Source organism: Actinotalea ferrariae (genome assembly GCF_019733465.1).
Taxonomy (GTDB): domain Bacteria; phylum Actinomycetota; class Actinomycetes; order Actinomycetales; family Cellulomonadaceae; genus Actinotalea; species Actinotalea ferrariae_A.
Map to the genome: position 1 here is coordinate 33,186 of NZ_JACVQL010000051.1, position 23,919 is coordinate 57,104.

The following is a 23,919-nucleotide window of genomic DNA, read 5'->3' on the forward strand; positions in this document are numbered from 1 at the left end:
CACGCGCCGCGTGTGCGTGCGGTGCTCGTGCAGGCGCGCTAGGGGAGCCGGCGGACGAGGAGGAAGCCGTCGTAGCCCTTGTCGCCGACCGTCTGGATCGCGGTCGCCATGAGCGCGGGGTCGCCCGCGACACGTTCGAGCACGGCGCGCGCGCCCTCGGCGCGGTCGTCGAACGGCGGGCGCACGATCGCGCCACCGCGCACGACGTTGTCGACGACGATCACCGCACCGGGACGCGTGAGCTCGAGGGAGAGCTCGAGGTAGCGCACGTTGGAGGGCTTGTCCGCGTCGACGAAGACGAGGTCGAAGGGCTCGACGCGCTCCTCGACCAGGCGTGCCGCCGTCTCTGCGGCCGGTCCGACGCGGACGTCCACGACGTCGGCCAGGCCGGCCGCCTCCACGTTGCGCACGGCGACAGCGGCGTGGGCGGGGTCGATCTCGAGCGTCGTGACGTGCCGCGCACCCGTGAGCCCGCGCGCGAGGCAGATGGTGCTGTAGCCGGCCAGCGTGCCGAACTCCAGCACCCGGCAGGCGCCGTGCACCTGCGCGAGCAGCGTCAGCAGCCGGCCCTGCGCCGCCGAGACCTGGATCGCGGGAAGCCCGGCCTCGTGCGCCGCGCGGTTGGCGCCGAGCAGCACGTCGTCCGGCGGGAACAGCTGCTCGAGGTAGGCGTCGACGTCGGCCCACTCGCGCACGGGTCAGCCCGCCGCGGCCGCGTCGAGGAGCCAGAGGGTCCGGCCGCGCGCGACGGCTCGGGCCGCGGGCGTCGCGTCGTCGCCGGCGAGCGCACGCCCGACGGCGTCGGCCTTCTCCGCTCCTGCCGCGACGACCCAGATCTCGTCCGCGGCCTCGAGGGCCGCGTACGTGAGGCTCACGCGCTCCGGCGGCGGCTTGGGCGAGCCGTGCACGCCCACGACGGTCCGGTCCACCACGTCGAGCTCCGGGTGGCCCGGGAAGAGGGACGCGACGTGACCGTCCGGACCCATGCCGAGGAGCACGACGTCGAACGGCGGCACCTGCGGACCGGCGTCGTCGGAGGGGGCGATGGCGTCCGGCGACGCCGACGTCGCGGCGCGCGCGAGCTCGGCTGCGTACGCCTCGGCCGACTCCTCCGGCGACGCGGACCGGTCCGGTCCGGGCATCGGGTGGACGTTCTCCCCGGGGACGGCCAGGGCGTCCAGCAGCGCCTCGCGGGCCTGCGTCTCGTTGCGCTCAGGGTCACCCGTGGGCAGGAAGCGCTCGTCGCCCCACCACAGGTGCACGCCCGTCCAGTCGACCGCGTCGCGGAGCGGCGACGCGGCGACCTCGGCCAGCGTGCGGATGCCGACGGTGCCGCCGGTCAGCGCGACGTGCAGCGGGCGGTGCGTGCTCTGGGCGTCGATCAGGTGCAGCAGGAGCCGGGCGGCCGTCGCCTGCGCGAGCGTCGTGGCGTCGGGGTGGACGACGACGACGCGGGCCGGGCCGGTCACGCCGCCCCCACCCGCTCGAGGCCGTCGACCAGGACCTCGCCGTACACCTCGTCGGGATCCAGGCGGCGCAGCTCCTCCGACAGGCACTCGCGCAGCGAGCGCATCGGCATCGCGATGGTCCGCTCGGGCTGCCCCGGCTGCTGCACGGTGGCGACGAGGCCGTCCGGGCGGGTCACCACGACCGGGCCCGAGGCCCGCTCGAGCACGACCCGCGTGATGCCCTGCACGTCCTTCTCGCGCACGACGTCGACCGGGCAGCGCAGCGCGTGCGCGAGCCAGGCCGCGAGCAGCGGCACCGACGGGTGCGTCTCGTGGCCGGACACCTCGACCCGCGTGACGGGCTCGTAGGGCGGCTGGTCGAGCGCCGCGGCCAGCAGCCCCCGCCAGGCCGTGAGCCGGGTCCACGCGAGGTCGGTGTCACCGGCTCGGTGGCCGTCGCGGAGGCGGCGGAGCGTGCTCAGCGGGTCCGAGCAGGCGAGGGAGTCGGTGATGCGCCGCTGGGCCATCGCGCCGAGCGGGTGCTCGGCCGGGTGCTCGGGCAGCTCGGCCGGCCACCACGCGACGATCGGCGCGTCCGGCAGGAGCAGCGGCATGACGAGGGTGTCGCTGTGGGCGAGCATCTCCCCGGAGGCGCGCAGCACGACCACCTCGCTCGCGCCCGCGTCACCGCCGACGCGGATCTCGGCGTCGAGCCGCGCCGTCGTCCGGCTCGCGTCGCGCGCCAGCACGATGACGCGGCACGGGTGCTCGCGGCTCGCGTCGTTGGCGGCCTCGATGGCCTGCTCGACGTCCTCCGCCTCGGCGTCGATGACGAGCGTGAGCACGCGGCCGAGGGCGACCGCACCACCCTCGTCGCGCAGGCGGACGAGCGTCTTGGTGACCGCCGTCGTGGTCGTGTCGGGCAGGTCGATGATCATGAGGACACCCCTCGGGTCGGACGGGCCGATCGGGTCAGGTCACGAGGCGTCACGGCCGGCGCCAGGCCCGACCGTCACGCGCCATCATCTCGTCGGCGGACGCGGGGCCCCACGTGCCCGACCGGTAGGCCTCAGGCGTCCCGTGCCGCGCCCAGTAGGCGGTGATCGGGTCGAGGATCTTCCACGAGAGCTCGACCTCCTCGTGCCGCGGGAACAGCGGCGGGTCGCCCAGCAGGACGTCGAGGATGAGGCGCTCGTACGCCTCGGGGGAGGACTCGGTGAAGGCGTGGCCGTAGCCGAAGTCCATCGTGACGTCGCGGACCTCCATCGCCGTCCCGGGCACCTTCGAGCCGAACCGGATCGTCACGCCCTCGTCCGGCTGCACGCGGATGACGAGCGCGTTCTTGCCGAGCTCCTCGGTCGCGGTGGACTCGAACGGCAGGTGCGGCGCCTTCTTGAAGACCACGGCGATCTCGGTGACGCGGCGGCCGAGGCGCTTGCCGGCGCGCAGGTAGAACGGGACGCCCGCCCAGCGCCGGGTGTCGATGTCCACGCGGATGGCCGCGTAGGTCTCCGTCGCCGAGTCGGGCGCGATGCCGTCCTCGTCGAGGTACCCGACGACCTCCTCGCCGCCCTGCCAGCCGGCCGCGTACTGGCCGCGCGCGGTGTGCCGCGCCAGGTCGGCGGGCACCCGCACGGCCGAGAGCACCTTCTCCTTCTCGGCCCGGAGGTCCTGCGCGTCGAAGGAGACCGGCTCCTCCATCGCGGTGAGCGCGAGCAGCTGGAGCAGGTGGTTCTGGATGACGTCCCGGGCTGCGCCGATGCCGTCGTAGTACCCGGCGCGACCGCCGATGCCGATGTCCTCGGCCATGGTGATCTGCACGTGGTCGACGTAGTTGGCGTTCCAGATCGGCTCGAACAGCTGGTTGGCGAACCGCAGCGCCAGCATGTTCTGGACCGTCTCCTTGCCCAGGTAGTGGTCGATGCGGAACACCGACTCGGGCTCGAAGACCTCCGAGACGACGTCGTTCAGCTCGCGCGCGCTGGCCAGGTCGTGGCCGAACGGCTTCTCGATGACGACCCGGCGCCAGGCGCCCTCCTGCTGCTTGGAGAGCCCGGACCGCGCGAGCTGGCGGCACACGAGCGGGAACGCCCCCGGCGGCACGGACAGGTAGAACGCGTGGTTGCCGCCCGTGCCCTGCTCGGCGTCGAGCTCCTTGACCGTCTGGCTCAGGCGGTCGAAGGCGGCGTCGTCGTCGAACTCGCCCTGGACGAAGCGGATGCCCTTGAGCAGCTGCTCCCACGTGCTCTCGCGGAACGGCGTCCGGGCGTTCTTCTTCACGGCGTCGTACACGACCTCGGCGAAGTCCTGCGTCGCCCAGTCCCGCCGCGCGAACCCGGTGAGCGCGAAGCCCGGCGGCAGGAGCCCGCGGTTGGCGAGGTCGTACACGGCGGGCATGAGCTTGCGCTTGGCCAGGTCCCCCGTCACGCCGAAGATCACCAGGCCGCAGGGCCCGGCGATGCGGGGCAGGCGCCGGTCACGCGGGTCGCGCAGGGGGTTGACCTGCTGCGCGGAGCGCGAGGGGCTCACCGGGCGCCCGCCGGCGCGAGGGCGGTCGTCGGAGCGGTCACTGGCCGGCCTCCTGGTTGCTCGACGAGACGGCGCTGCGCGCCAGACCTGCGGAGACGGTCGTGAGCAGCTCGTCCCAGCTCTTCTCGAACTTCTCGACGCCCTCGACCTCGAGCGCCTCCGTGACCTCGCCGAGGTCGATGCCGAGCCCCGCGAGCGCCTCGACCTGCGCCGCCGCGTCGTCGTAGGCGCCCGTGACGGTGTCGCCGCGCACGTCCCCGTGGTCGGCCACGGCCTCGAGGGTCCCGCCGGGCATCGTGTTGACCACGCCGGGGGCGACGAGCTCGTCGACGTACCGGGTGTCGGGGTACGCAGGGTCCTTGACCCCGGTCGACGCCCACAGCGGCCGCTGCGCGTTGGCGCCGGCCGACGCGAGGGCCTGCCAGCGCTCGGCTGCGACGACCTCCTCGTAGAGGCGGTAGGCGAGTCGCGCGTTGGCGATCGCGATCGAGCCGCGCAGCGCGGCGGCCTCCGACGAGCCGATCGCGTCGAGCTTCTTGTCCACCGCGGCGTCGACCCGGGAGACGAAGAAGGAGGCGACCGAGTGGATGCCCGAGAGGTCCCGGCCCGCGTCCCGCGCCTGCTCGAGGCCGGCCTGGTAGGCGTCGAGCACGGCCTGGTAGCGCTCGAGCGAGAAGATCAGCGTGACGTTGACGCTGATGCCCTGCGCGATGACCGCGGTGATCGCCGGCAGGCCCTCGAGCGTCGCGGGGATCTTGATGTAGAGGTTCGGCCGGTCGACGGTGCGCCACAGGCGCTCGGCCGTCGCGACGGTCGCGTCCGTGTCCTTCGCCAGGCGCGGGTCGACCTCGATCGAGACCCGGCCGTCGAGGCCGCCCGTCGCGGCGTGCACGTCCGCGAGCGCGTCGCACGCGTCGCGCACGTCGTCGGTCGTGATCGTGAAGACCGCTTCGTCCACGTCGGCGCCCGCCGCGGCGAGCTCGGACAGCTGCGCGTCGTAGGCGCTGCCCTTCGCGAGGGCCGACGCGAAGATCGTCGGGTTGGTCGTGACGCCCACGACGCCGCGCCCGCTGACGAGCTCGGCGAGCCCGCCGCCGCGCAGCAGCTCACGCGAGAGGTCGTCCAGCCAGATCGCGACACCCGCGTCGCGCAGCGCCGCGATCGGTGCCGGTACGGAGGTCGAGGTGCCGGAGGTCGAGGTGCCGGTGCCTGCTTCGGTCATGACGTGCTCCTTCGATCGGGGTGGGGCCCCGGCCGAGACCGGCCGGGGCCTTCCACGTGGGACGTCGGTCAGAGGTCGCCGGTGCCGCTCTCGGTCGGGACGGCCGCGCTGCCCGGGTCCGCGTCGCCGCGGGCCGCCGTGAGGGACTCGCGTGCCGCCTCGACGACGGCCTCGGGCGTCAGGCCGAACTCGCGGTAGAGCGTCTCGTAGTCCGCGGACGCGCCGTAGTGCTCGAGCGAGACGGTCCGGCCCGCGTCCCCGACGATCTTGTGCCACGACATCGCGATGCCGGCCTCGACCGAGACGCGCGCCTTCACGGCCGCGGGGAGGACCTCCTCGCGGTACGCCTCGTCCTGCTCGGCGAACCACTCCAGGCTCGGGGCGGACACGACGCGCGTCGCGATGCCGTCGGCCTCGAGCCGCTCGCGTGCCGCGACGGCGATCTGCACCTCCGAGCCGGTCCCGATGAGGATGACGTCGGGCGTCCCGGTGCTCGCCTCGAGCAGCACGTACGCGCCGCGAGCGACGCCCTCGGCCGACGCGTAGCCGTCCTCGCCGCGCGGGAACGTGGGCACGTTCTGCCGCGTCAGGACGAGGCCGACGGGGTGGTCGGTGCGCTCGAGGATCGCCTTCCAGGCCTGCGCCGTCTCGTTCGCGTCGGCCGGACGCACGACGACGAGCCCGGGGATGGCGCGGACGGCGGTGAGGTGCTCGACCGGCTGGTGGGTCGGTCCGTCCTCGCCGAGGCCGATCGAGTCGTGCGTCCAGACGTAGATCGCGGGGACGCCCATGAGCGCGGCGAGCCGCACGGCACCACGCATGTAGTCGCTGAACGTGAAGAACGTGCCGCCGTACGGCCGCGTCAGCCCGTGCAGCGCGATGCCGGAGAGGATCGCGCCCATGCCGTGCTCGCGGATGCCGAAGTGGAGCGTCCGGCCGTACTCGTGGCCCTCGAACTCGTGGGTCGAGCGCTCGGGCGGCAGGAAGGACGGCTCGCCCTTCATCGTGGTGTTGTTCGAGCCGGCGAGGTCGGCGGAGCCGCCCCACAGCTCGGGCAGCACCGGGGCGAGCGCGGAGAGCACCTCGCCCGACGCGGCGCGGGTCGCTACGGCCTTGCCGGCCGGGAACGTGGGGAGCGCGTCGGCCCAGCCGTCGGGCAGCGACCGCTCGACGAGCCGGTCCAGCAGCGCCGCGCGGTCCGGGTTCGCGGCACGCCACGCGTCGTAGCCCTCCTGCCACTGCGCCTGGGCCTGCGCACCGCGCTCGAGGGCCTGACGCGTGTGCTCGATGACCTCGGGCTCGACCGCGAAGGTCGCCTCGGCGTCGAAGCCCAAGAGCTCCTTGAGCGCGCGGACCTCGTCGCCGCCCAGCTTGGAGCCGTGCGAGCCGTGCGTGTTCTGCTTCGTCGGCGAGGGCCAGGCGATGATCGTGCGGAGGCGGATGAACGACGGCCGGTCCGTGACGGCCTTGGCCGCCTCGATCGCGGCGGCGAGGGCCTCGACGTCCTCCGAGTAGGGGCTGCCGTCCGACGTCTGCGTCCAGTCCACCGACTGCACGTGCCAGCCGTACGCCTCGTAGCGCCCGAGGACGTCCTCGGTGAACGCGATCTCGGTGTCGCCCTCGATCGAGATGTGGTTGTCGTCCCACAGCACGACGAGGTTGCCGAGCTTCTGGGTGCCCGCGAGCGACGACGCCTCCGACGTCACGCCCTCCTGGAGGTCGCCGTCGGACGCGATCACGTACACGTGGTGGTCGAACGGGCTGGTGCCCGGTGCGGCGTCGGGGTCGAGGAGCCCGCGCTCGCGCCGCGCCGCCATCGCGAAGCCGACCGCGCTGGCGAGCCCCTGGCCGAGCGGCCCGGTGGTGATCTCGACGCCCTCGGTGTGCTTGTACTCGGGGTGACCCGGGGTCTTCGAGCCCCACGTGCGGAGCGCCGCGATGTCCTCGATCTCGAGGCCGTAGCCGGCGAGGTAGAGCTGGATGTACTGCGTCAGGCTCGAGTGCCCGGCCGACAGGACGAACCGGTCTCGGCCCAGCCAGTGCGGGTCCGCCGGGTCGTGGCGCATCGTCCGCTGGAAGAGCAGGTACGCCGCGGGGGCGAGGCTCATCGCCGTGCCGGGGTGGCCGTTGCCCACCTTCTCGACCGCATCGGCCGCGAGGACACGGACCGTGTCGACGGCGCGGCGGTCGAGGTCCGTCCACTCGAGCTGGAGCTCGTCGGTCGGGCTGGGGGACGCGTTCACGGAGCCTCTTTCCTGCCCGGACGGTCGCCCGGGTCGTGTCGCCTGGTGCGTTCGGCGCACGCCGTCAGGGGCCGTGAGCGGCCGGTGACGTGCGCCGGTAGGGGGTCCGGCGGTGTGCGCCGGATCACGCGTCGAGCCTACCCGCGGGCGCCCCGATGCGATTGTTGTGCCGTCAGGTGGACGCGGTGCCTGTGGGGTCGGTCACGTCCGGGCGCCCGACGCGCGGGGCGACCCGCTCACGGCGGCGGCGGGCCTACCATGGTCGTCAGCAACCCCGCAGAACGGAGCCCTCGCGCGTGCGCACTGCCAGTGGACGCCTCGACGCCGGACCGGGCGCAGCCGTCCCCCCGGTCGACCTCCCCGCGGCGGTGCCCGCAGGGGCGGAGGGGACGACCCGGCAGGGCGCCCTGGCACGGGCGCTGTCCCGGGCCGGGGCCTACGTCGCGCTCACGAAGCCGCGGATCATCGAGCTGCTCCTCATCACCACGGTGCCGACCATGATCCTCGCCGAGCGCGGGTTCCCGTCGGTGGGTCTGGTGCTCGCGACCCTCGTGGGCGGCGCAGCGGCGGCCGCCTCGGCCAACACGCTCAACTGCTACCTCGACCGTGACATCGACAAGCTCATGCACCGCACGAAGCGGCGCCCGCTCGTCACGGGCGAGGTGACCCCGCGGGCCGCCCTGGTGTTCGGCTACGCGCTCGGCCTGTTCGCGGTCGTGTGGTTCGTGGCGCTCGTCAACGTGCTGTCCGCGGTCCTCGCGCTCTCGGCGATCCTGCTCTACGTCGTCGGCTACACGATGATCCTCAAGCGCCGCACGCCGCAGAACATCGTGTGGGGCGGGGTGGCCGGCTGCATGCCGGTGCTGATCGGGTGGTCGGCCGTCACGGACTCCGTGGCGTGGGCGCCCGTCGCGCTCTTCGGCGTCATCTTCTTCTGGACGCCGCCGCACTACTGGCCGCTGTCGATGAAGTTCCGGGGCGACTACGCCGCGGCCGGCGTCCCGATGCTGCCGGTCGTGGCGAACGACGTGCGCGTCACGTGGGAGATGGTCGGCTACACCCTCGGCATGGTCGCGTGCTCGCTCGTGCTGGTCCCGCTCGCCGGCATGACGTGGGTCTACGCGGTCGTCGCAGCCGTCCTCGGCGCCTGGTTCCTCGCGTCGACGGTGGCGCTGCTGCGCCGCGCACGCACGCCGCGCCAGGGCGTCCGGCTGGGCGAGATGCGCGTCTTCCACGGCTCGATCACCTACCTGACGCTGCTCTTCGTCGCCATCGCGGTCGACCCCTTCCTGCCGGTCTGACGACGTGGGCACCGCAGCCCAGGCCGCCGGCGCGGAGCCGTCGTCCGAGCTGCTCCGCGCCGTCGGCGCCTACCTCGACCACCTCGCCGTCGAGCGCGGGCTCGCGGCCAACACCCTGAGCGCGTACCGGCGCGACCTCACGCGGTACACGGCCCACCTCGCGGCACTCGGCCGCACGTCGGTGACCGAGGTCACCGAGGCCGACGTCCGCGACTTCGTCACCGCCGTCCGGACCGGACGCGACGGCGCGTCGACCCTCTCGGCGGCGTCGACCGCGCGCGTCGTCGCAGCCGTGCACGGCTGGCACCGGTTCTGCGCCCTTGAGGGCATGACGCCCGACGACCCGTCCCGCGGCGTGCGGCCGCCGGCGCAGCCCAAGCGGCTCCCCAAGGCGCTCTCGACGGACGACGTCGAGCGCCTCCTCGCCGCGTCCGCGCTCGGCGACGGCCCGGTGCCGCTGCGGGACCGGGCGCTGCTCGAGCTGCTCTACTCGACCGGGGCGCGGATCAGCGAGGTCGTCGGGCTCGACGTCGACGACCTGGAGCTCGAGCCCTCCGCCGCCGCAGCACGGCTCTTCGGGAAGGGCAGCAAGGAGCGCGTCGTGCCCGTGGGCTCGTACGCGCGCGAGGCCGTCGAGGCCTACCTGGTGCGCGCCCGGCCCGTGCTGGCCGCGTCGGGGCGCGGGACGCCCGCCGTGTTCCTCAACACGCGGGGCGAGCGGCTGAGCCGCCAGAGCGCGTGGGCGGTGCTGCGGCAGGCCGCGCAGCGCGCCGGCATCGCGCGCGCGGACGACGTCTCGCCGCACACGCTGCGCCACTCGTTCGCGACCCACCTGCTCGCGGGCGGTGCCGACGTCCGCGTGGTGCAGGAGCTCCTCGGCCACGCGTCGGTGACCACGACGCAGATCTACACGCAGGTGACGCCGGACACGCTGCGCGAGGTCTACGCGGCGGCGCACCCGCGCGCGCTGGGCTGACGGCGAGTGCGGTGACGACGGCGGCCGACCGGACGACGGCCCCGCCGGGCGTTGCTGCCCGGCCCGCGGCGGTCGCTGCGGTAGCCTCGGGGCCGTGACCAGCCTGGACCCGGACGCCCCCGCGACGACGGCGACCGACCCGGTCGGACGGCCTCTCCCGGTGTTCCCCGAGCCCGCGCCCCTCGCCTCCCACGGCCCGGCGCGGATCATCGCCCTGTGCAACCAGAAGGGCGGCGTCGGGAAGACCACGACCACCATCAACCTGGGTGCCGCCCTGGCCGACTACGGCCGCCGCGTCCTCGTCGTCGACTTCGACCCGCAGGGTGCCGCCTCGGTGGGCCTGGGGACCAGCCCGCACGAGCTCGAGCGCACGGTCTACAACCTGCTCATGGAGCGCAACGCGACGCTGGCCGAGGTGGTGCGCCCCACGTCGGTCGAGGGGCTGGACCTGCTGCCGGCGAACATCGACCTCTCGGCCGCCGAGGTCCAGCTCGTGGGCGAGGTCGCGCGCGAGTCGATCCTCTCGCGCGTGCTGCGGCCCGCGGAGGAGGAGTACGACGTCATCCTCGTCGACTGCCAGCCGTCGCTCGGGCTGCTGACCGTCAACGCCCTCACCGCCGCCCACGGGGTCCTCATCCCGCTCGAGTGCGAGTTCTTCGCGCTGCGCGGCGTCGCCCTGCTCGTGGAGACGGTCGAGAAGGTCCGGGACCGGCTCAACCCGCGCCTCCAGGTCGACGGGATCCTCGCGACGATGCACGACCCGCGGACGCTGCACTCGCGCGAGGTGCTCGCGCGCGTGCACGAGGCTTTCGGCGACCAGCTGCTGCACACCGTCATCGGGCGCACGGTGAAGTTCCCCGACTCGTCCGTGGCCGCCGAGCCGATCACGAGCTACGCCCCGACGCACCCCGGTGCGACGGCGTACCGCCAGCTCGCACGCGAGCTGGTGGCCCGCGGCGATGCCGCCTGAGGTCGCGGTCGCGACCGGACCCACGCCCGCCGCGGCGGTGACGGCCGAGAGGCCGGACCAGGTCGCGCCGCCCGGACGCGCGGACGACGGCGCGCCGGCCGGTGCCGGGAGGGCCGTGCAGGGCGGTGGCTTCGAGGTCCACCTCGAGAACTTCACCGGACCGTTCGACCTGCTGCTGGGCCTCATCGCCAAGCACAAGCTCGACATCACCGAGGTCGCGCTGGCGCAGGTCACCGACGAGTTCATCGCGGCCGTCCGGGCGGCCGAGCGCACCGACGCGCCCTGGGAGCTCGGCCGGATCAGCGAGTTCCTCGTGGTCGCCGCGACGCTGCTCGACCTCAAGGCCGCCAGGCTGCTGCCCTCGGGGGTCGTCGAGGACGCCGAGGACCTCGAGATGCTCGAGGCGCGGGACCTGCTCTTCGCGCGGCTGCTGCAGTACCGCGCGTACAAGGAGATGGCCGCGGCCCTGGGTGACCGTCTCGCGACGCAGGCGCGCAGCCTGCCGCGTGCCGTCGCGATGGAGCCGGAGCTCGCGGCGCTCCTGCCCGAGCTCGTGCTCGAGATCGGGCCGTCCGAGCTCGCGATCCTCGCGGCCCACGCGCTGCGCCCCAAGGAGGCGCCCGCGGGCGTCGACCTCTCGCACCTGCACGCCCCCGCCGTGAGCGTCCGCGAGCAGGCGGCCGTGCTCGTCGACCGGCTGCGCCGCACCGGTTCGGGCTCGTTCCGTGCGCTCGTGCAGGACGCCGACTCGACCCTGGTCGTCGTCGTGCGGTTCCTCGCGCTCCTCGAGCTCTTCCGCGAGGGCGTCGTCGCCTTCGACCAGATCGACCCGCTCGGCGAGCTGACCGTGCGGTGGACGGGCTCGGAGGACGGCGACGTCGAGGTGGTCGACGACTACGACGGCGACGCGCCGGAGCCCGCGCCGCCGGCGCCCGCAGAGGCCGCAGCCCCGGTGCCCGCAAGACCGGAGACCACGCCGGCCGACGCCGGTGACCAGGAGGGACCCGCATGAGCGAGACGGGGCACGTCGCGACCGACGAGGGCGCGGAGCCGGAGGTCGAGGCGGTGGACGAGCCGGGAGACGCCGCACCGGCAGCCTCCCCAGGAGCACCCGCCTCCGTCGACGAGCTCGCGTTCGACGTCGCGGACCTCCCGGGCGGGGCGGCGGCGGCGATCGAGGCCGTCCTCATGGTCGCGGACACGCCCGTGAGCGCCGTGCAGCTCGCGACGGTGCTCGGCCTGCCGACGGCCGAGGTCGAGGAGACGCTCGTCGCGCTCGCCGAGGAGTACCGGGGCACCGGCGGAGGCCGGCCGCGCGGGTTCGAGCTGCGGCACGTCGCGGGCGGCTGGCGCATCTACTCGGCGTCCGCGCACGCCGACGTCGTCGGCCGCTTCGTGCTCGACGGGCAGACGGCGCGCCTGACGCAGGCCGCGCTCGAGACGCTTGCCGTGATCGCCTACCGCCAGCCCGTCACGCGCGGGCAGGTGTCCGCCGTCCGCGGCGTGAACGTGGACTCCGTGGTCCGCACCCTGACCGCACGCGGCCTCGTGGCGGAGCTCGGCACGGAGCCCAGCGGCGCGGTGCTCTACGGCACGACGTCGTACTTCCTCGAGCGGCTCGGCATGACGAGCCTCGACCAGCTGCCGCCGCTCGCGCCGTACCTGCCCGACATCGAGTCGCTCGGCCTCGACGACCAGCGCACGACCGAAGGGGTGGACGCATGAGCCCGCGCAACGACGGAAGGGCCGGGCGCGCCCCGGTCCGTGACGTGCACGACCCGGACGGCACCCGGCTGCAGAAGGTGCTCGCCACCGCCGGCCTCGGTTCGCGCCGGGCGTGCGAGAACCTCATCGCCGCCGGTCGCGTCGAGGTCGACGGCGTGGTGGTGCGCGAGCTCGGCGTGCGCGTGGACCCGCGCCGCGCGGTCGTGCACGTCGACGGCATGCGCCTGCAGCTCGACACCTCGCTCGTGACGCTCGCCCTGAACAAGCCGCTCGGCGTGGTCTCGACGATGCACGACCCCCAGGGCCGCCGGTCCCTGTCCGAGTTCGTCGCGGACCGCCAGGAGCGCCTGTTCCACGTCGGCCGGCTCGACGCCGAGACCGAGGGCCTGCTCCTCATGACGAACGACGGCGAGCTGGCCAACCGGCTCTCGCACCCGTCGCACGGCGTGCAGAAGACCTACCTCGCGACCGTCGAGGGTCGCGTCAAGGGCGCCGTCGGCGTGAAGCTGCGGGCCGGCGTGCGGCTCGAGGACGGTCCCGCGGCCGTGGACGAGTTCCGCGTCGTCGACACGGCGCCCGACGCCACGCTCGTCGAGCTCGTCCTGCACGAGGGGCGCAACCACATCGTGCGCCGCCTCATGGAGGAGGTCGGGCACCCGGTCACGCGGCTCGTGCGGACCCAGGTCGGGCCGATCCGCCTGGGCGACCTCCGGCCCGGTCGCACGCGCGTGCTCGGCCGGGAGGAGCTCGGCGCCCTCATGACGGCGGTGGGCCTGTGAGCGCGCCGCGCGGGGCGCTGGGTACGCTGCCCGGCGGCCGGCCGCCCGGGGCGCGGCCGGACGGGGGTGCACGATGACGGTCCGCGCGATCCGCGGCGCGACGCAGCTCGAGGGCGACGAGCGCGAGCACCTCTTCGAGCGCACGACGGAGCTCGTGCAGGCGGTGCTCGCCGCGAACGACCTGGGCATCGACGAGCTCATCTCGATCTTCTTCACGTGCACGCCCGACCTGCGCAGCGACTTCCCCGCCACGGCCGCGCGCGAGATGGGCCTCGGCGCCGTGCCGCTCATGTGCGCGGTCGAGATCGACGTGCCGCACGCGCTGCCGCGCGTCGTCCGGCTCATGGCGCACGCGAACCTCGACCGCCCGCGGGACGACGTGCGGCACGTGTACCTCCACGGCGCGACGGTGCTGCGCCGCGACCTGGCCCAGTGAGCGGCCCTGCGGACCGGCCCGTGAACGGGCCGGCGGGCGCACCGGTGGCGGCGACGCGCGGACCTGTCCGCGTGGTCGGCACCGGCCTCCTGGGGACGAGCATCGGCCTCGGCCTGCGTGGGCTCGGCGTGGACGTCGTGCTCCACGACCCGTCGCTGACGACCGTGCTCCTCGCGCAGGACGTCGGCGCGGGCCGGGTCGCGACCCCGGACGACCAGGACGTCCGCCTCGTCGTCGTGGCCGCGCCGCCCGACGTGACGCACGACGTCGTCCTCGCCGAGCTCGAGGCGTTCCCGGACGCCGTCGTCACGGACGTCGCGAGCGTCAAGGGCGCCGTGCTCGACGCGCTGCGCGACGCGGGCGCGGACCTCAGCCGGTACGTCGGCTCGCACCCGATGGCGGGCTCCGAGCGCAGCGGCCCGACCGCCGCGCGCGGCGACCTCTTCACGGGCCGGCCGTGGGTCGTCGTCGGCTCGGGGGAGTCGTCGAGCGTCGCCGTGCTGGCGGTGCGAGACCTGGTGTCCGACCTGGGCGCGACCCCCGTGATGCTCGACGCGTCGACGCACGACGCGGCCGTCGCGCTCGTCTCGCACGTCCCGCAGATCGCGGCGTCGCTCGTCGCGGCGCGCCTGCGCGAGGCGGACCCCGCGGCGCTCGACCTGGCGGGCCAGGGGCTGCGTGACGTCACGCGCATCGCCGCGAGCGACCCGGCGCTGTGGACGTCGATCCTCGCCGCCAACGCGGACGCGGTGGCACCGGTGCTGCGCGCGTTGCGGGACGACCTCGACGCCGTCGTCACCGCGCTCGACGGCGCGGCGTCGACCGGTCCGTGGAGCGCGCCGCCCCGCGGCGCCCTCGGCTCGGTCGCGGCGGCCATCGCCGCCGGCAACGCGGGCGTCGCCCGCATCCCCGGCAAGCACGGCGGCGTGCGGACGACGTACGACGTCGTCACGGTGCTCGTGCCCGACCAGCCGGGGGAGCTCGCACGGCTCCTCGTCGAGGTCGGCTCGGCGGGGATCAACCTGGAGGAGCTGCAGCTCGAGCACGCGCCGCACCGGGCGGTGGGCCTCGCGTCGATCTCCGTGCTGCGCGGGCTCGGCGGCCGGCTCGAGGACGAGCTGCGCGGACGTGGATGGAGGCTGGCCGGATGAATGGGCTCGTCATCGCGGTCGACGGGCCCTCGGGCTCGGGCAAGTCGAGCGTGTGCCGGCAGGTCGCCGCGCGTCTCGGCCTCGCGTACCTCGACACCGGGGCGATGTACCGCGCGGCGACGTGGTGGTGCCTCGCGCAGGGCGTCGACCTCGCCGACGGCCCCGCCGTGACGGCGGCGGTCCACGCCATGGTCCTCGAGCTCGACCTCAACCCGCGGCTGCCGGTGTTCCGCGTGGAGGGCACGGACGTCGGGACGGCGATCCGCGCGGGTGAGATCTCGGCCGTCGTGAGCGCCGTGGCGACCAACCTCGACGTGCGCGCCGACCTCGGGGCGCGTCAGCGCCGGGTCATCGAGGTCGAGCGCGGTGGGGAGGGCTTCAGCGAGGGGCGCGGCGTGGTCGTCGAGGGGCGCGACATCACGACGGTCATCGCGCCGGACGCCGACGTGCGCATCCTGCTGACCGCGAGCGAGGAGGCGCGGCTCGCGCGCCGGGCCCGCGAGCTGCACGGGTCCGACGACGCCCGCAGCGTCGCTGCCACGCGGGACCAGGTGGTCCGCCGCGACGAGCAGGACTCGACCGTCGTGGAGTTCCGCACGGCCGCGGACGGCGTCGTCACCGTCGACTCCTCCGAGCTCGACCTCGAGCAGACGGTCCAGGCCGTGCTCGCCGTCGTCGCGCGCGAGACGGGCGCGGCGGCCGACCGGTGACCGCGCGGTGAGCGACGCCGTCCGGGTGCCCGGAGCGGCCGGGCCGCGGTGGTCGCGGTGGGTCGGGCGCTTCCTCGCGCGCGTCGTGTGGGACACCCGGGTGGTCGGCCGCGAGCACGTGCCGCGGACGGGTCCGGTCATCCTCGCCGCGAACCACCTCGGCGTCGTGGACGGTCCGCTGGTCCACGGCGTCGTGCCGCGCGGTACGCACATCCTCGTCAAGGAGGAGATGTTCCGCGGCCCCGTCGGTGCCGTGCTGCGCGCCGCCGGCCAGATCCCGGTGGACCGCACGGGCGGACGGCCGGCACTGGCCGCCGCCCTTGCCGTGCTGCGCCGGGGCGACGCCGTCGGGATCTTCCCCGAGGGCAACCGCGGACGCGGCGACGCGTCGACGGCCCGCGCGGGCGTGGCCTGGCTCGCCGTCAACTCGGGAGCGCCCGTGGTGCCCGTGGCGGTGCTCGGCACGCGGCGCACGGGGGAGTCGGTGGGGCACGTGCCCGGCGCGCGGCGTCGTCTGCACATCGAGTTCGGACCGCCCGTCGTCATCGAGCGCCCCGCGGGCGCCTCGGGCCGCGCCGCCGTGGCGCACGCCAACGACGTGCTCCGTACGGCTCTCGCCGCGCACGTGCTCGACGTCAGCCGGCGCAGCGGGTTCGCGCTGCCGGACGACGTCCCCGACGACCGCGGTGAGGGTGGCGCGCACCGCGGCACGTGAGCGGGTTCGTCGCGGACCCGTCCGGCAGGGGAGGATGGGCCCATGACCGACCAGCACCGCGACGACAGCGCCCTCGACCACAGCGCCCTCGACGACAGCGCCCTGGAGGAGAGCGCGCTCGACGACGGCGCGTCGGACGACAGCGCCTTCGCCACAGGTGCGGCCGACGCCATCACCGCCCCCGACGCCTCTCTCCCGCAGACGCCCGAGGAGCTCGCCCGCGAGCAGGCGCTGCGCGCCGGGCTCACCGAGTTCGAGCTCGGCGAGGAGGACCTCGCGCTGCTCGACGGCGAGGCCCGCGACGACGCCGACGCGCCCGCGGCCGGTCCGGTGCCGGTGCTCGCCGTCGTCGGTCGCCCGAACGTCGGCAAGTCGACGCTCGTGAACCGCATCCTCGGCCGGCGTGAGGCCGTGGTCGAGGACACGCCGGGCGTCACGCGCGACCGCGTGAGCTACCCGGCCGAGTGGGCCGGCCGCAACTTCACGCTCGTCGACACCGGCGGCTGGGAGGTCGACGTCGCCGGCATCCACGCGCGCGTCGCCGAGCAGGCCGAGGTCGCGATCGACCTGGCCGACGTCGTGCTGTTCGTCGTCGACGCGACCGTCGGTGCGACGTCGACCGACGAGCAGGTCGTGCGGCTGCTCCGCAAGGCCGGCAAGCCGGTCGTGCTCGCCGCGAACAAGGTCGACGGGCCGCGCAGCGAGTCCGACGCGGCCGAGCTGTGGAGCCTCGGGCTCGGCGAGCCGCACCCCATCTCGGCGCTGCACGGGCGCGGCACCGGCGACCTGCTCGACGCCGTCGTCGAGAAGATGCCCGAGGTGTCCGCGAAGGGCACCCTGCGGCCCGGTGGGCCGCGGCGCGTGGCGCTCGTCGGTCGCCCGAACGTCGGCAAGTCGAGCCTGCTGAACAAGATCCTCGGCGAGGACCGCGTGGTCGTCGACGCCGAGGCCGGCACGACGCGCGACCCCGTCGACGAGCTCGTCGAGCTCGGCGGCAAGGCGTGGTGGTTCGTCGACACGGCCGGCATCCGGCGGCGCGTGCACCAGACGTCCGGCGCGGACTTCTACGCGTCGCTGCGCACGCAGGCCGCGATCGAGAAGGCCGAGGTCGCCGTCGTGCTCGTCGACGCGAGCGTGAAGATGACCGAGCAGGACACGCGCGTCATCTCGCAGGTCGTCGAGGCGGGGCGTGCGCTCGTCATCGCCTACAACAAGTGGGACCTCATGGACGAGGACCGTCGCCCGTTCCTCGAGCGCGAGATCGAGCAGGACCTCGTGCAGGTCCAGTGGGCACCGCGGGTCAACGTGTCCGCGAAGACGGGCTGGCACAAGGACCGCCTGGTGCCCGCGATCGAGCGCTCGCTCGCCTCGTGGGACATGCGCATCCCGACCGGCCGGCTCAACGCCTTCCTGGGCGAGCTCGTGGCCGCGCACCCGCACCCGCTGAGGGGCGGCAAGCAGCCGCGCATCCTCTTCGCGACCCAGGCCGACACGCGCCCGCCGCGCTTCGTCATCTTCGCCACGGGGTTCCTCGAGGCGGGCTACCGGCGCTTCATCGAGCGGCGCCTGCGCGAGACGTTCGGCTTCGAGGGCTCGCCCATCTCGATCTCGGTGCGCGTGCGGGAGAAGCGCAAGCGGTGAGCCCGTCGCTGATCCCATGAGCGCCTCGACCGACCGTCCCGTGCAGCGTGCCCGGCACCCCGGGCCGCTGCTGCGGTGGGGCCTGCCCCGCGACCCGGCGGCGTCGTCGCACCTCGCGGCGTTCGTCGTCGGGGCGGTCGTCACCGTGCTCCTCACGCGTGGCCTCCTCGCAGCCGCGGACTACCCGCAGGTCGGCGGGGACGGGCTGCACGTCGCGCACGTGCTGTGGGGCGGGCTGCTCATGGCCGTCGCGTTCGTCGTGCTCCTGTCCTTCGCCGGTCCGGTCGTCCGGCCGATCGGCGCGGTGCTGGGCGGCATCGGCTTCGGGCTGTTCGTCGACGAGGTCGGCAAGTTCGTGACGTCGGACAACGACTACTTCTACGAACCGACGGCGGCGCTGATCTACCTCGTGGTCGTCGCGCTCGTCCTGCTCGGCGAGGCGCTGCACGGGCGCACGCGGCACCACCCGACCGAGCACCTGGCGGCAGCCGCGGACCACGCCGTCGCGGGGCTGGTCGGCGGCTTCACGCCGCACGCGCGGCAGGACGCGCGGGAGGCGGTGGAGCGGGCCGAGTCCGAGGCGGACGGTCCCGTGCGCGGGGCGGCGGAGGTCCGCGCGCTGCTCGACGTCGTCGACGACGACCCCAGCGAGCTGCCCAACCCGGCCGACGTCGTGGGCCGCGCGGTCGTCCGCACGCTGCGGCGCCTGGTGAGCGCGCGGTGGGTGCCGCGGGTCACGGTGGCCGTGCTGCTCCTCACGTCGCTCGGCACCGTGGTGCGCGGGCTGATGGCGTGGCGCGCGGGCACGGACGTGCCGGACTGGATGATCGTCGCGATGCTCGCGAGTGCGGCCGTCTCGGCGGGATTCGCGGTCTCGGGTCTCGTCGTGGCACGTCGCGACCGGCTGCGGGCCTACCGCCGGTTCCGTCGGGCGGTGCTCGTCAGCCTCCTGGTGACGCAGGTGTTCGTGTTCCGGCTCGAGGAGTGGGCCGCCACGACGGGCCTGGTGATCGACCTGCTGGTCCTGGGGCTCGTCGCCGCCGAGATCGCGCAGATGCACGACCAGCACGACCGCCGTCGGGCCGGACGCGCGCGGCCCTGACGTCCCGCCCGCGCCAGGTCACGGGGGTCACCCGGCGTCGAAGCGCTCCTCGTCGTCGTCCTCGCCGAGGACCGGCGACGACGGCGTCGGGTCGGACTCGTCAGGGCCCGTCCCCGCGTCGAGCGGTGCGTCGGAGGTGGTGGTGTCGTCGTCGTCGCCCGGACGTCGCTCGTCGGTCATGGCCGTCCCTTCGTCACCCGCCGCCCGGTCGGACGGCTGCGACCAGCAGACCACGCGCCTCCGCCACCCGCAGGTGGGCGCGGAGGTGGGCACGGAGGTGGGCACGGAGGTGGGCACGGAGGTGGGCACGGAGGTGGGCACGGAGGTGGGCGCAGAGGTGGGCGCGGTTGCCGGTCCATCGCGGCGGACGGACAGTGGTCTCGTCCGCACCATCCACCCCGTACGACGCACTGCGTACGACCGACGAGGGAGCAGCCATGGCCACCGGGGAGACCGGCTTCGACGACGTCACGTTCGACCTGATCTCGGTGCAGTACCACTCGCTCAAGGCGGGGCACGACTACGGCCAGTACGTCCGCGACGCCCGCAACGCGGGCAAGGAGGACATCGCGCAGTTCTTCGAGGAGGTCATGGCCGAGGACGCGCGCCGCGCGCACCGGTGCCACGAGTTCCTGCGCGAGCTGGGCGGGACCGACAACACGAGCCCCCAGGGCTGAGTCACCCCTGGCCGGCTCGGCCTGCGCGCTCCTGGCCGGCTCAGCCTGCGCGCTGGAGCACCGGCTCCGCGCCCTCCCGCGCAGGTCCGCGGGTGGCGAGGGGCACCGCTCCGCGGGTGTCGAGGGGCACCGACGAGTCCCGATCCGTCACGCCGGCCACGAAGGCGCCGAGGGCGGCGATCGCCACACGCGGGTCGCCCTCGACGTCGGCCGGCGCGAGCGTCTCGGCACCGGTGTCCGGGCGGGTCGGGTGCAGGTCGACGGCCAGCGCCGTCTCCGCCCGCTCGCGGGCGAGCTGCTCCTGGACCCCGCCCCACTCGGCCAGCTGCTCGCGCGTGGGGTAGCTGCCGTGCCATCGCATCCGGCCGTCGACCAGGACGACCGGCAGCACCGCCGGTCCGAGCACGTTCATGAGGAACCGCACGGCGTCGTGCTCGACGAACCGCCCCGGCTGGCCGGACAGCGTCGCGCGGACGACGTCCACCCCGTGCGCGGCGAGCCACTCGACGTCGGCGGCGAAGTGGCAGGCCTCGGGCTCGTCGTCGTGCTCGACGTAGGCGGCGGGGCACCAGGTAGGGGCGAAGACCTCGACGGTCGTCATGACGGGCCTCCAGCGACGTCGGCGGATGACCTGTCAAATATGGCACCGATCCGAGGTGTCGGCTCGGCGAGAGATGACGGTTCGGCGGCGCGCTGACCTGCGGCTCCGTCGCGGAGCGCCCTGCGGCTCCGCCACCGAGCGGCGGGCGGCGCCCCCTCAGGGAGCGCGGTGCGTGGTCCAGGTGGTCCCGTCCCAGTACTGCTGCCCGGCGCCGTCCGGTGCCGGGTACCAGCCGGCCGGCGGGCCGTCCTGGACGGAGGGGACCGGGGGGACCGGGCCCGCGAAGTGCGCGTTCGGGAACTGCTGCGCCAGCACGACGTTGACGTTCCCCGGCGCCGCGACGACCTGGTGCGCCTGGCACGCCATGACGAGCGACGCGATCCAGCCGATGACGCTCCACCCGAGCAGCACGTTGATCAGCGCGATCGACCCGTGGTTCGCCCTGCCGCGCGACGCGGCGATCGCCCACGGCAGCATGTACCCCGCCGTCACGACGGCGAGGACCCACGCGACCACCTGCACGCCCGCACCGGGGTCGCGCTGGTCGGTCAGCAGGGCCGGGGCGGGCGACCAGCCGTGCGCCTGGGCGACGGGCTGCGCCACCGGCTGGAGGTGGGCGGGCGCGCCGTGGGGCTGCGTGCCGTAGGGCTGGAGGTCGCTCACGGGCTCGTCCTGTCGTCGTCGTGCACCGGCGTCGGGGCGCGACCAGCGTGGCACGCCGGTCGGACGGACACGCCGCCGACGACGCCCGGGCACGGGTGAATCTGCTCGGTGCCGGCCCGCCGTCGTGTCGGTGGGCGCCCCTACGTTCTGGCCGACGGCAGGTCGGACGACGGAGGGAAGGCGCATGTGCCGGGAGTGCGATGCGGAGGCGTGGGCGTGGGGAGCGGACCAGGAGGACGAGTGGGCGTGGCTCGACGTGGCCGGGGTCGGGGTGCGTACGGCGGACCGCCATCGGCACCGGATCGCGGAGGTCGGCTGGTCCGTCTGCACGGTGCCGGGTGATCGGTTCGACCTGCCGTACGCGTACACGGTCGGGCTGACGAGGTACCACGGCCATCCCGAGGTGATCGTGAGCGGCGTCGACGCGTGCGGCGCGATGGACTACCTCGATGCGATCGGCGAGCGCATCCGGGCGAGGGAGCGGTTCGGGTTCGGGGACACCCTGACGCTCGGCCGTGAGAGGGCCGTGCTGCTCGCGGTCGACAACCCGGAGCGGCTCGAGCGCGCACAGGCCACCTACGGTCGACCCGGCGGTCCGGCCGTGCCCGCCCTGCAGCTCGTGGTGGGCGACGGCGCGGGGCGCATGCCGTGGGAACCCGGGTGGAGCGGCTGGGCGCAGGTCCTCTACGGGACCCCGCGCTCGGCGGCGTGACGGCGCACCTGCCACGGGTGCCGTGACCTCGGCGGCCTCGCGCACGGCTCCGACCGGCGAGCCGTGCGCGAGTGGCGCGACGTCGGCGTGCGGGTGTGTGGAACCCGATCGCGGCTGCGGTAGAGTTCTCACGGCCCTTCCGCCCAGCGGCGGGGCCGATCGGGATGTGGCGCAGCTTGGTAGCGCACTTGACTGGGGGTCAAGGGGTCGCAGGTTCAAATCCTGTCATCCCGACAGTGAAAGAGCAGGTCAGAAGGGCCGCACCGCTTCGGCGGGGCGGCCCTTCTGCGAATCGGGGGAGCCTAGGGGGCGCCCAAGTTGCGTCAAGGGGTCACTGCGGGACTCCACTCGTGGTGACGATGGCGAAACGACGCGAGGAGCTCGTCGCGCTGGTGGAGTGCGTGTCGCGGAGCATCGGTGCGCGACATTGTCGCCGCGACACTCGAGGGCAGATGGATCGACACGGGCATCATCGCCGTCTCCTTCGTCCCCGCCGTCGGCGACATTGCGGGAGCGGCCGCAAAGTTCGCGAAAGCGCTGCCGCGCATGGCCGAACCGGCTGCCGCAGCTGCGCGCCGTTGGCTGATGAACCTGTGGTCGTACGCGGACGACGCCGGGATGGCCGGTCACCGGAGCATCGACGACGTCGTCGCCGATTTCCGGCCGGCCTACCCGGACGTCGTGAGTCGCCTCGAGAACCCGGACATCCCCGCCGAGCGTATCGCTGCGATCCTCAATAAGAACTTGCCGGCGAGAATTCAGAACTACCCCGTTCTCGCCGACGAGGGCAAGGTGATCCTCCGGTTCGACTACCCGAACGAGAATCTCAGGCCGGGCTCCTACTTCTCGGGCCGCTCCGCCGAAAACTGGATTCGGGAGGTGATCGGCTCGTCTCCTCGTCCATCAATGCAGACCTTCCCCGACTTCGTGCACAACGGTAGAACTCTCGGCCATGTGGGTCGGGTGCACGACGCGGCCTACCGAGTCGGGGTCCGGAACGTCCTGGTCGAGATAAAGATGGGGGTCGGGGCAAGGTCTGGGCGCCAGATCGCCATGGACGCCAGCTTGTTGCGAACGGTGTGTCTGTGCAGTGGCACTACGTGATGTCGGCATGGACGGGGCGAACTGGACCCTCAAATGCGAATCTCTCGAGACTGACGGAGGCTGGAATCCGTCGTGATACACTTCCCGGTCTCGTGATGCAAATCGTCGAATTGCGGTTGGAGTCGCCGGAGCGGGCGGCGGAGTTCTGCGCGTACACGATCGCACGGGAGCCGTGGTTCTTGGCGGAGCTGGCCCGGTGGATGGCTGACACGGGTGGTCCGCTGGAGCAGATGGACGCCACGGCGGAGTCGCTGGTGCCCTTGTGGGAGTGGTTTATCAGCTTCGTCGACGCGGATCTTCCCGGGTTGCCGGCGGACGCGGTGTGGGCGCTGTCACCGGTGGTCGACCACCGATTGCCCGTCCGTGCCTGTGCGGCGGGGGAGCGGGTGATGCACTACGTGCGCCTGGTGCTGGAGCACTACGAGCCGGAGGCGCAGTGGACAGTGTTGGGCGGGACGGCGGACTACGCCCACTTTCAGGACACTGGTCTCCCGTGGCCGCAGAGGGCTGATGGCATTCAACCGTGGGAGTTCGTGCTGAACCTGGCCTCGCACGTCGGTGAGGGAACGGCGCGGTTCCGGCAGGCGACGGCGCTGGCAGAGGTGGTGCGGTCGGTAACCGGCACGACCCTTTCCGCCACGAGTGGTGATGAGCGGGGCGCTTCGGTGCTGGCGTCGTATCTGAGCGCTGATCTCGGGCCGATGCCGGAGTTCGCGCGGGTGTCGCCGGTGGTGCGGTGGTGGGCCGAGGACGACGCCGGCCACGCGCCGGCACGGACGGCACCGGAGCCTCTTCAGGGGGGGTTCTTCGAGCGGGAGGACCGGGTGCTGGCGGCCGGTTCGGGGCGGGCGATCGCAGAGGAGCGGGACGACCGGTTGCGCCCGCTGGACGTCGAGCAGGTCGCCGCCGCGCTGACAGCCATCGGTTTCACCGCCGGGGACGGCGCGGTAGGGGCCCAGCACCTGCTCGACGAGCAGCCGGTGAGCGTACACACCGAGGATCTGCAGGCGACGGCCGAGCCGGCATGCCACAGGGGTTCTCTGCGCCGTCTGGACATCGCGGGACCGCTGGCGACCGACCAGGGCTGGGAGCGCCTAGAGAGCACGATGACCGCCCTCGCCCGACAGCTGCGCGCCCGCTACACGGACCCGGACGCCTTCGACTGACGCTCGTCACCCCGAGTGACGCCCCCGCCGCCGCCCGGCGACGCCCGC

General features: G+C 74.0%; 25 protein-coding genes and 1 tRNA gene. 17 read left to right on the forward strand and 9 right to left on the reverse strand.

The features are described from left to right. Nucleotides 1-38: 38 nt before the first annotated feature. From ICW40_RS04585 to tkt, 6 genes are all read right to left on the reverse strand, one after another. Nucleotides 39-695 carry an O-methyltransferase gene (locus ICW40_RS04585; protein WP_221652653.1) on the reverse strand — a complete coding sequence of 219 codons (657 nt, stop codon included), beginning with the start codon at nucleotides 693-695 and terminating at the stop codon, nucleotides 39-41. Nucleotides 696-698: 3 nt separating this feature from the next. Then, complete coding sequence (gene pgl, locus ICW40_RS04590) at nucleotides 699-1,469, reverse strand: 6-phosphogluconolactonase (RefSeq protein WP_221652654.1); 771 nt, start codon at nucleotides 1,467-1,469, stop codon at nucleotides 699-701. Then, nucleotides 1,466-2,386, reverse strand: coding sequence for a glucose-6-phosphate dehydrogenase assembly protein OpcA (gene opcA / locus ICW40_RS04595; RefSeq protein WP_221652655.1), 921 nt, complete (start codon nucleotides 2,384-2,386; stop codon nucleotides 1,466-1,468). The genes pgl and opcA overlap by 4 nt, the downstream gene beginning before the upstream one ends. 49 nt (nucleotides 2,387-2,435) lie before the next feature. Then, nucleotides 2,436-3,977 carry a glucose-6-phosphate dehydrogenase gene (gene zwf / locus ICW40_RS04600; RefSeq protein WP_221652656.1) on the reverse strand — a complete coding sequence of 514 codons (1,542 nt, stop codon included), beginning with the start codon at nucleotides 3,975-3,977 and terminating at the stop codon, nucleotides 2,436-2,438. A 37-nt stretch (nucleotides 3,978-4,014) separates the two neighbouring features. Beyond that, nucleotides 4,015-5,199 (reverse strand): transaldolase, encoded by a 1,185-nt coding sequence (gene tal, locus ICW40_RS04605; protein WP_221652657.1) that lies wholly within the window; start codon nucleotides 5,197-5,199, stop codon nucleotides 4,015-4,017. Between the two features lie 68 nt (nucleotides 5,200-5,267). Next, nucleotides 5,268-7,442: a transketolase gene (tkt, locus tag ICW40_RS04610; protein ID WP_221652658.1), complete on the reverse strand. Its 2,175-nt coding sequence runs from the start codon at nucleotides 7,440-7,442 to the stop codon at nucleotides 5,268-5,270. A gap of 296 nt (nucleotides 7,443-7,738) precedes the next feature. On the opposite strand from tkt, the gene ICW40_RS04615 reads away from it, so the two are divergent. The 12 genes from ICW40_RS04615 (at nucleotide 7,739) to ICW40_RS04670 (ending at nucleotide 18,948) form a co-directional block, all read left to right on the forward strand. Continuing rightward, nucleotides 7,739-8,743: a heme o synthase gene (locus ICW40_RS04615; RefSeq protein WP_374199129.1), complete on the forward strand. Its 1,005-nt coding sequence runs from the start codon at nucleotides 7,739-7,741 to the stop codon at nucleotides 8,741-8,743. A gap of 4 nt (nucleotides 8,744-8,747) precedes the next feature. After that, complete coding sequence (gene xerD, locus ICW40_RS04620; protein ID WP_221652660.1) at nucleotides 8,748-9,719, forward strand: site-specific tyrosine recombinase XerD; 972 nt, start codon at nucleotides 8,748-8,750, stop codon at nucleotides 9,717-9,719. A 94-nt stretch (nucleotides 9,720-9,813) separates the two neighbouring features. Next, on the forward strand, nucleotides 9,814-10,689 hold the full coding sequence (locus ICW40_RS04625; protein ID WP_374199130.1) for a ParA family protein: 876 nt from the start codon (nucleotides 9,814-9,816) through the stop codon (nucleotides 10,687-10,689). After that, nucleotides 10,679-11,701 carry a segregation and condensation protein A gene (locus ICW40_RS04630; protein ID WP_221652661.1) on the forward strand — a complete coding sequence of 341 codons (1,023 nt, stop codon included), beginning with the start codon at nucleotides 10,679-10,681 and terminating at the stop codon, nucleotides 11,699-11,701. The genes ICW40_RS04625 and ICW40_RS04630 overlap by 11 nt, the downstream gene beginning before the upstream one ends. Continuing rightward, nucleotides 11,698-12,414, forward strand: coding sequence for an SMC-Scp complex subunit ScpB (gene scpB, locus ICW40_RS04635; protein ID WP_221652662.1), 717 nt, complete (start codon nucleotides 11,698-11,700; stop codon nucleotides 12,412-12,414). Before ICW40_RS04630 ends, scpB begins: the two co-directional genes overlap by 4 nt. Further along, complete coding sequence (locus ICW40_RS04640) at nucleotides 12,411-13,193, forward strand: pseudouridine synthase (protein WP_221652663.1); 783 nt, start codon at nucleotides 12,411-12,413, stop codon at nucleotides 13,191-13,193. The genes scpB and ICW40_RS04640 overlap by 4 nt, the downstream gene beginning before the upstream one ends. 73 nt (nucleotides 13,194-13,266) lie before the next feature. After that, entirely contained in the window at nucleotides 13,267-13,629 is a 363-nt protein-coding gene (aroH, locus tag ICW40_RS04645; protein ID WP_221652664.1) for a chorismate mutase, read from the forward strand. Nucleotides 13,630-13,700: 71 nt separating this feature from the next. Continuing rightward, a complete protein-coding gene (locus tag ICW40_RS04650) occupies nucleotides 13,701-14,780 on the forward strand; it encodes a prephenate dehydrogenase (RefSeq protein WP_308121627.1) in 1,080 nt (359 codons plus the stop codon). Continuing rightward, on the forward strand, nucleotides 14,777-15,490 hold the full coding sequence (gene cmk, locus ICW40_RS04655) for a (d)CMP kinase (RefSeq protein WP_221652665.1): 714 nt from the start codon (nucleotides 14,777-14,779) through the stop codon (nucleotides 15,488-15,490). The genes ICW40_RS04650 and cmk overlap by 4 nt, the downstream gene beginning before the upstream one ends. Before the next feature lie 7 nt (nucleotides 15,491-15,497). Beyond that, on the forward strand, nucleotides 15,498-16,205 hold the full coding sequence (locus ICW40_RS04660) for a lysophospholipid acyltransferase family protein (protein ID WP_221652666.1): 708 nt from the start codon (nucleotides 15,498-15,500) through the stop codon (nucleotides 16,203-16,205). Nucleotides 16,206-16,247: 42 nt separating this feature from the next. Further along, nucleotides 16,248-17,846, forward strand: coding sequence for a ribosome biogenesis GTPase Der (gene der, locus ICW40_RS04665; RefSeq protein WP_221652667.1), 1,599 nt, complete (start codon nucleotides 16,248-16,250; stop codon nucleotides 17,844-17,846). 16 nt (nucleotides 17,847-17,862) lie between these two features. Next, nucleotides 17,863-18,948, forward strand: coding sequence for a hypothetical protein (locus ICW40_RS04670; RefSeq protein WP_221652668.1), 1,086 nt, complete (start codon nucleotides 17,863-17,865; stop codon nucleotides 18,946-18,948). A 27-nt stretch (nucleotides 18,949-18,975) separates the two neighbouring features. Here the strand turns inward: ICW40_RS04670 and ICW40_RS04675 are convergent, their stop codons facing one another. Further along, nucleotides 18,976-19,128, reverse strand: coding sequence for a hypothetical protein (locus ICW40_RS04675; protein ID WP_221652669.1), 153 nt, complete (start codon nucleotides 19,126-19,128; stop codon nucleotides 18,976-18,978). Nucleotides 19,129-19,385: 257 nt separating this feature from the next. Here ICW40_RS04675 and ICW40_RS04680 point away from each other — a divergent pair, with 257 nt between their 5' ends. After that, entirely contained in the window at nucleotides 19,386-19,625 is a 240-nt protein-coding gene (locus ICW40_RS04680) for an acyl carrier protein (RefSeq protein WP_221652670.1), read from the forward strand. 40 nt (nucleotides 19,626-19,665) lie between these two features. On the opposite strand, the gene ICW40_RS04685 is transcribed toward ICW40_RS04680, so the two are convergent. Together ICW40_RS04685 and ICW40_RS21425 are read right to left on the reverse strand one after the other, a co-directional pair. Next, nucleotides 19,666-20,226, reverse strand: a complete 561-nt coding sequence (locus ICW40_RS04685; protein WP_221652671.1) for an arsenic metallochaperone ArsD family protein — start codon at nucleotides 20,224-20,226, stop codon at nucleotides 19,666-19,668. 156 nt (nucleotides 20,227-20,382) lie between these two features. Further along, on the reverse strand, nucleotides 20,383-20,889 hold the full coding sequence (locus tag ICW40_RS21425) for a superinfection immunity protein (RefSeq protein ID WP_221652672.1): 507 nt from the start codon (nucleotides 20,887-20,889) through the stop codon (nucleotides 20,383-20,385). Nucleotides 20,890-21,073: 184 nt separating this feature from the next. Between ICW40_RS21425 and ICW40_RS04695 the strand changes: the two genes are divergently transcribed. The 4 genes from ICW40_RS04695 to ICW40_RS04710 all read left to right on the forward strand — a co-directional run bounded on the left by ICW40_RS04695 (nucleotide 21,074) and on the right by ICW40_RS04710 (nucleotide 23,871). Further along, nucleotides 21,074-21,601: a DUF4262 domain-containing protein gene (locus tag ICW40_RS04695; RefSeq protein ID WP_221652673.1), complete on the forward strand. Its 528-nt coding sequence runs from the start codon at nucleotides 21,074-21,076 to the stop codon at nucleotides 21,599-21,601. A gap of 160 nt (nucleotides 21,602-21,761) precedes the next feature. Further along, a tRNA-Pro gene (locus tag ICW40_RS04700) sits at nucleotides 21,762-21,835 on the forward strand. 183 nt (nucleotides 21,836-22,018) lie between these two features. Continuing rightward, on the forward strand, nucleotides 22,019-22,705 hold the full coding sequence (locus tag ICW40_RS04705; RefSeq protein ID WP_221652674.1) for a hypothetical protein: 687 nt from the start codon (nucleotides 22,019-22,021) through the stop codon (nucleotides 22,703-22,705). A 95-nt stretch (nucleotides 22,706-22,800) separates the two neighbouring features. After that, nucleotides 22,801-23,871 carry a hypothetical protein gene (locus ICW40_RS04710; RefSeq protein ID WP_221652675.1) on the forward strand — a complete coding sequence of 357 codons (1,071 nt, stop codon included), beginning with the start codon at nucleotides 22,801-22,803 and terminating at the stop codon, nucleotides 23,869-23,871. The last annotated feature ends 48 nt before the right edge of the window (nucleotides 23,872-23,919 follow it).

Bases quoted from the DNA above. Each gene is read 5' to 3' on its own strand.
- opcA (WP_221652655.1), bottom strand. From the start codon at position 2,386: ATGATCATCGACCTGCCCGACACGACCACGACGGCGGTCACCAAGACG.
- tal (WP_221652657.1), bottom strand. From the start codon at position 5,199: ATGACCGAAGCAGGCACCGGCACCTCGACCTCCGGCACCTCGACCTCC.
- ICW40_RS04630 (WP_221652661.1), top strand. From the start codon at position 10,679: ATGCCGCCTGAGGTCGCGGTCGCGACCGGACCCACGCCCGCCGCGGCG.
- scpB (WP_221652662.1), top strand. From the start codon at position 11,698: ATGAGCGAGACGGGGCACGTCGCGACCGACGAGGGCGCGGAGCCGGAG.
- ICW40_RS04640 (WP_221652663.1), top strand. From the start codon at position 12,411: ATGAGCCCGCGCAACGACGGAAGGGCCGGGCGCGCCCCGGTCCGTGAC.
- aroH (WP_221652664.1), top strand. From the start codon at position 13,267: ATGACGGTCCGCGCGATCCGCGGCGCGACGCAGCTCGAGGGCGACGAG.
- cmk (WP_221652665.1), top strand. From the start codon at position 14,777: ATGAATGGGCTCGTCATCGCGGTCGACGGGCCCTCGGGCTCGGGCAAG.
- der (WP_221652667.1), top strand. From the start codon at position 16,248: ATGACCGACCAGCACCGCGACGACAGCGCCCTCGACCACAGCGCCCTC.
- ICW40_RS04670 (WP_221652668.1), top strand. From the start codon at position 17,863: ATGAGCGCCTCGACCGACCGTCCCGTGCAGCGTGCCCGGCACCCCGGG.
- ICW40_RS04675 (WP_221652669.1), bottom strand. From the start codon at position 19,128: ATGACCGACGAGCGACGTCCGGGCGACGACGACGACACCACCACCTCC.
- ICW40_RS04680 (WP_221652670.1), top strand. From the start codon at position 19,386: ATGGCCACCGGGGAGACCGGCTTCGACGACGTCACGTTCGACCTGATC.
- ICW40_RS04685 (WP_221652671.1), bottom strand. From the start codon at position 20,226: ATGACGACCGTCGAGGTCTTCGCCCCTACCTGGTGCCCCGCCGCCTAC.
- ICW40_RS04695 (WP_221652673.1), top strand. From the start codon at position 21,074: ATGTGCCGGGAGTGCGATGCGGAGGCGTGGGCGTGGGGAGCGGACCAG.
- ICW40_RS04710 (WP_221652675.1), top strand. From the start codon at position 22,801: ATGCAAATCGTCGAATTGCGGTTGGAGTCGCCGGAGCGGGCGGCGGAG.